Source organism: Sphingomonas sp. FUKUSWIS1 (assembly GCF_000733135.1).
Lineage (GTDB): Bacteria > Pseudomonadota > Alphaproteobacteria > Sphingomonadales > Sphingomonadaceae > Sphingomonas > Sphingomonas aerolata.
In genome coordinates, this window is sequence record NZ_JPJC01000258.1 from 1 (window position 1) to 4,265 (window position 4,265).

Annotated in this window: 3 protein-coding genes and 1 pseudogene; 2 read left to right on the plus strand and 2 right to left on the minus strand. The window is 65.5% G+C overall.

Annotated elements, in window-relative coordinates:
- A partial coding sequence (locus tag sphsw_RS16335; RefSeq protein WP_042467603.1) for a GcrA family cell cycle regulator occupies nucleotides 1-241 on the plus strand: 241 nt, incomplete at its 5' end.
- Between the two features lie 556 nt (nucleotides 242-797).
- On the opposite strand, the gene sphsw_RS16340 is transcribed toward sphsw_RS16335, so the two are convergent.
- A complete protein-coding gene (locus sphsw_RS16340) occupies nucleotides 798-1,649 on the minus strand; it encodes an outer membrane protein (RefSeq protein ID WP_031441557.1) in 852 nt (283 codons plus the stop codon).
- A gap of 151 nt (nucleotides 1,650-1,800) precedes the next feature.
- Here sphsw_RS16340 and parE point away from each other — a divergent pair, with 151 nt between their 5' ends.
- The gene (gene parE / locus sphsw_RS16345) at nucleotides 1,801-3,804 is read left to right on the plus strand and encodes a DNA topoisomerase IV subunit B (RefSeq protein ID WP_042467583.1); all 2,004 of its coding nucleotides are present in this window, start codon (nucleotides 1,801-1,803) and stop codon (nucleotides 3,802-3,804) included.
- A 52-nt stretch (nucleotides 3,805-3,856) separates the two neighbouring features.
- Here the strand turns inward: parE and sphsw_RS16350 are convergent.
- A pseudogene (locus sphsw_RS16350) lies at nucleotides 3,857-4,265 on the minus strand (hypothetical protein); the annotation flags it as partial.

The following is a 4,265-nucleotide window of genomic DNA, read 5'->3' on the forward strand; positions in this document are numbered from 1 at the left end:
CCCCGCCAAGCCTTCGCCTGAAATGGCGGGCAAGACGAGCCTGCTCGAGCTCAACGACCGCATCTGCAAATGGCCGCTCGGCCATCCGGGCGAGCCCGATTTCCACTTTTGCGGTGACAAGGTGAACCCGGGCTTCCCCTACTGCGTCGCGCATTGCGGTCACGCCTATCAGGCCCAGCTGCCCCGCCGCGACCGCCGCCCGACGCCGCCACTCCCCTTCGGCGGCCCGCGCGCACGCTAAGATGGGGGGGGCGGTCTCGCTCTCCGTGCTTCGGATGTATGCCTGTAGCGGAGCCAATCCCCAGCACCACCCCGGCGGAGGCCGGGGCCCAGTTGGGAAGGCTGTAGAAAAGGCGGGCAACACGTAGTTACCTCGGTCCCCAACTGGGCCCCGGCCTTCGCCGGGGTGGATTTTGGGGTATCGCTGACCAGAACGTTGGGCCGCTTCTCGCTGGGAGGCGGCCTTTTTCTTGGATTTGCCAGGCTCTAAACTCAAGATCTGCGGGTCCCGCCGCCGAACACCCCAGCACCACCCCGGCGAAGGCCGGGGCCCAGTTGGGAAGGCCGTAGTAACGGCTGGCAACGCGTAATTGCCTCGGTCCCCCAACTGGGCCCCGGCCTTCGCCGGGGTGGTGTTTTGCGGAGACCATATTCACGAAAAAGGGCCGCCTCCCGTGTGGGAAGCGACCCTCTGTCCCTACCCGCGCCGCGGCGAAGCCGCGTCGTCGGACGTCGCTGGTGCGACGCCGGCCGAGCTCGGGTGAGGTGACGCCTTCTGGCGTCACCTTACCCTGCGCTTAGAACCGGAATGCCGCCGTCGCGCGTAGGCTGTGCCAGCGGAACTTGTCGTCGCTGCGACGAAAGTCCGTGCCGGTCGTGTTCGGGGCCAGCACGAACGGGTTCGTCGCCGGCTGCGTGCCCTGCGTCACGCGTACGCGGAAGTCGTCGTCCTGATACTGGTGGAACATATATTCCATGCCGACCGAGATGTTCGGCGTGACCTTCTGCTCGATGCCGCCGCCGCCGAGGATACCGAACTGCTGGCGCTTGCCGCTCTGCTGATAGGCGTTGCCGGTGTTGGTGCTGTAGAAATCCCGGTCGATCTTGGCATAGCCCGCACCGAACGTGCCGTAGAACAGTGTGGTGTTAACCGCATAGCCTGCACGGCCGCGGATCGAGGCTTCCCAGTCGACGCTGCGCGTCATCACGTAGCTGGCAGGCGTCGTCGAGAAGGCGGTGACGCTGTCGGTGATCTCGCTCTTGCCGAATTCGCCGACCACGCCGACGACGATGTTGCCGCGCTGCGTGTCCATGCCGACGCGGCCATAATAAGCGGCGCCGTCCTTGTCCTTGCGGCAGCCGCGGCCACCGGTCAGCGTCGTGGCGGTCGTCGCACCGTTGCAGAACCCGCTGCTGAACGCGTTGGCGCCGGCTGCCGTCGTCACCGCATCCCCGAACCGCCCGTCGAGATTGCGGTCGAACAGGATCGACGATCCTGCATCGTTTGGCTGCACGTCATAACCACCCGCTGCGCCGACATAGAGACCGTTGAACGGTGCGTCCTCGGTGGTCTCCTGCGCGAATGCCGGCGATGCCGTGAGACCGAGAATGACCGCGCCAGCGAGGCCGGCATAGAGGGATGTGCGCATGTAAGCTCCGGATATGATTGATCTAAGACAGCCAAGAAACGGGGCGTCCCGCCAATATATCCGCGAACATGACAGAAAGTTCATATTGTGGCTTTTCCGCAACAGCGGTTGCGCGCTTGCACGGATCGCTGGCTAAGCCATATACCACGTCATGCCAGAAGACCTGCCCGAAGGCCTGTTCACGACCCCGTCCAAGACCGCCCCGACCTATGATGCCTCCTCGATCGAGGTGCTCGAGGGGCTCGAACCCGTCCGCCGCCGCCCGGGCATGTATGTCGGCGGCACCGACGAGCGCGCGTTGCACCATCTTGCCGCCGAAGTGCTCGACAATGCGATGGACGAGGCGGTCGCGGGTCATGCGACGCGGATCGAGGTCACGCTCGAGCCGGGCAACCGGCTGACCATCGTCGACAATGGCCGCGGGATCCCGGTCGATCCGCATCCCAAATTTCCGGACAAGTCCGCGCTCGAGGTGATCCTCTCGACGCTGCATTCGGGCGGCAAGTTCGCGGGCAAGGCCTATGCGACCTCGGGCGGTCTGCACGGCGTCGGCATCAGCGTCGTCAACGCGCTGTCGTCCGACACTGTCGTCGAGGTCGCGCGCGACCGCCAGCTATACCGCCAGCGCTTCGCCAAGGGGCAGACGCTCGGCCCGATCGAGCGGCTCGGCACCACCCCCAACCGCCGCGGCACCAGCGTCGCCTTCACCCCCGATACCGAGATCTTCGGCAACGAGCTGCATTTCAAGCCGCAGCGGCTGCACAAGCTCGTCCGGTCCAAGGCCTATCTGTTCGCGGGCGTCGAGATTCGCTGGCACTGCGCGCCCGAACTGATCAGCGACGATACGCCCGCGCAGGCGGTGTTCCAGTTTCCCGGCGGGCTCGCCGACCATTTGCGCGATCAGGTCGCGGGCCGCGAATGCGCGACCGCCGACTTCTTCTCGGGCTCGCAGGATTTCCCGAGCGCGCACGGCGAGACGCAGGGGCGCGTCGAATGGGCGATCGCCTGGCCGCTGTGGAGCGACGGCTCGTACAGTTGGTATTGCAACACCATCCCGACCCCCGATGGCGGCACGCACGAACAGGGCCTGCGGCAGGCGCTGGTGCGCGGCCTGCGCGCGTTCGGCGATCTGGTCGGCAACAAGAAGACCAAGGATATCAGCGCGGACGATGTGATGATCGGCAGCGAGCTGATGCTGTCGGTGTTCATCCGCGAACCGCAATTCCAGAGCCAGACCAAGGATCGCCTGACCAGCCCCGAGGCCGCGGGCCTCGTCGAGAAGGCGGTGCGCGACCATTTCGACCATTTCCTCAGCCACAATATGGATCGCGGCAAGGCGCTGCTGAACTATGTGCTCGAGCGGATGGACGAACGCCTGCGCCGCAAGCAGGAACGCGACGTCAAGCGCAAGACTGCGACGTCCGCCCGCAAATTGCGGCTGCCCGGCAAGCTGACCGACTGTTCCGCCAACTCGCCCGAGGGCACCGAGCTGTTCATCGTCGAGGGCGATTCGGCTGGCGGCTCGGCCAAGCAGGCGCGCGATCGCAAGACGCAGGCGATCCTGCCGATCCGCGGCAAGATCCTGAACGTCGCGTCCGCGACCAGTGCGAAGATCTTCGCGAACCAGGAAATCGCCGACCTGACGCTGGCGCTCGGCTGCGGCACGCGGAAGGACTGCGTGGCGGACAATCTGCGCTACGAACGGGTCGTCATCATGACCGATGCCGACGTCGACGGCGCGCATATCGCGACGCTGCTGATGACGTTCTTCTTCCAAGAGATGCCCGACATCGTTCGCCGCGGGCATCTCTATCTCGCGCAGCCGCCGCTCTACCGCCTGACCTCGGGCACCAAGTCGCTCTATGCGCGCGACGACGCACACCGCGCCGAACTCGAACGCACGGTGTTCAAGGGCAAGAAGGTCGATGTCGGCCGCTTCAAGGGCCTTGGCGAGATGAACCCCGGCCAGCTCCGCGAGACCACGATGGACCCCGCCACCCGCGGCATGCTGCGCATCACCCTGCCGCAGGAATATGAGGAGCGGGCAGGGGTGAAGGACCTGGTCGACCGCCTGATGGGCAACAACCCCGCGCACCGCTTTGCCTTCATTCAGGAAAATGCCGGCCGGCTCGACGAGGAAGCGATCGACGCGTGACCATTGGGGCAAGCGGGGGCCGTTCGATAGACGCCCCCGCTTGCCTCCGGAATCACTGCCTGTGCGCGACCATCGTCGAGGTCTTCCCGTGTTTCAGGTCGTTGACCGCGGTGGTCATCGTCGTGCCGTCGGGCGAGAGCGACATGCTATACGTACCGATCGGCGTGTCGCCCTCGTAATCGGTTTCGAACAGAGTCGTCGGTCCGGTTTGTTTCAAAGCGACCTTCGTCCAGCCCGGATCTCCGGTCACCGTTGCCGGCGGACCGTCGATCGTCGCGGCATAGGATATGCCGGTCGGCGTCGAGAAGGCCATGGTCTTACCGTCCTGTGCGAAGGTGAAGACGAGGCCCGTGTCGGATACCTGCGTATCCGTAGTTTCGCGCCACGCACCCGATAACGCATGGGCACCCGCCGGGGCGGGTGCGACGCGCGCATTGACCGTCGTTCCCGTCACCTCCACG

What these genes read in the sequence shown, in the direction of transcription:
- sphsw_RS16340 (WP_031441557.1), bottom strand. Translation starts at nt 1,649, where the DNA reads ATGCGCACATCCCTCTATGCCGGCCTCGCTGGCGCGGTCATTCTCGGT.
- parE (WP_042467583.1), top strand. Translation starts at nt 1,801, where the DNA reads ATGCCAGAAGACCTGCCCGAAGGCCTGTTCACGACCCCGTCCAAGACC.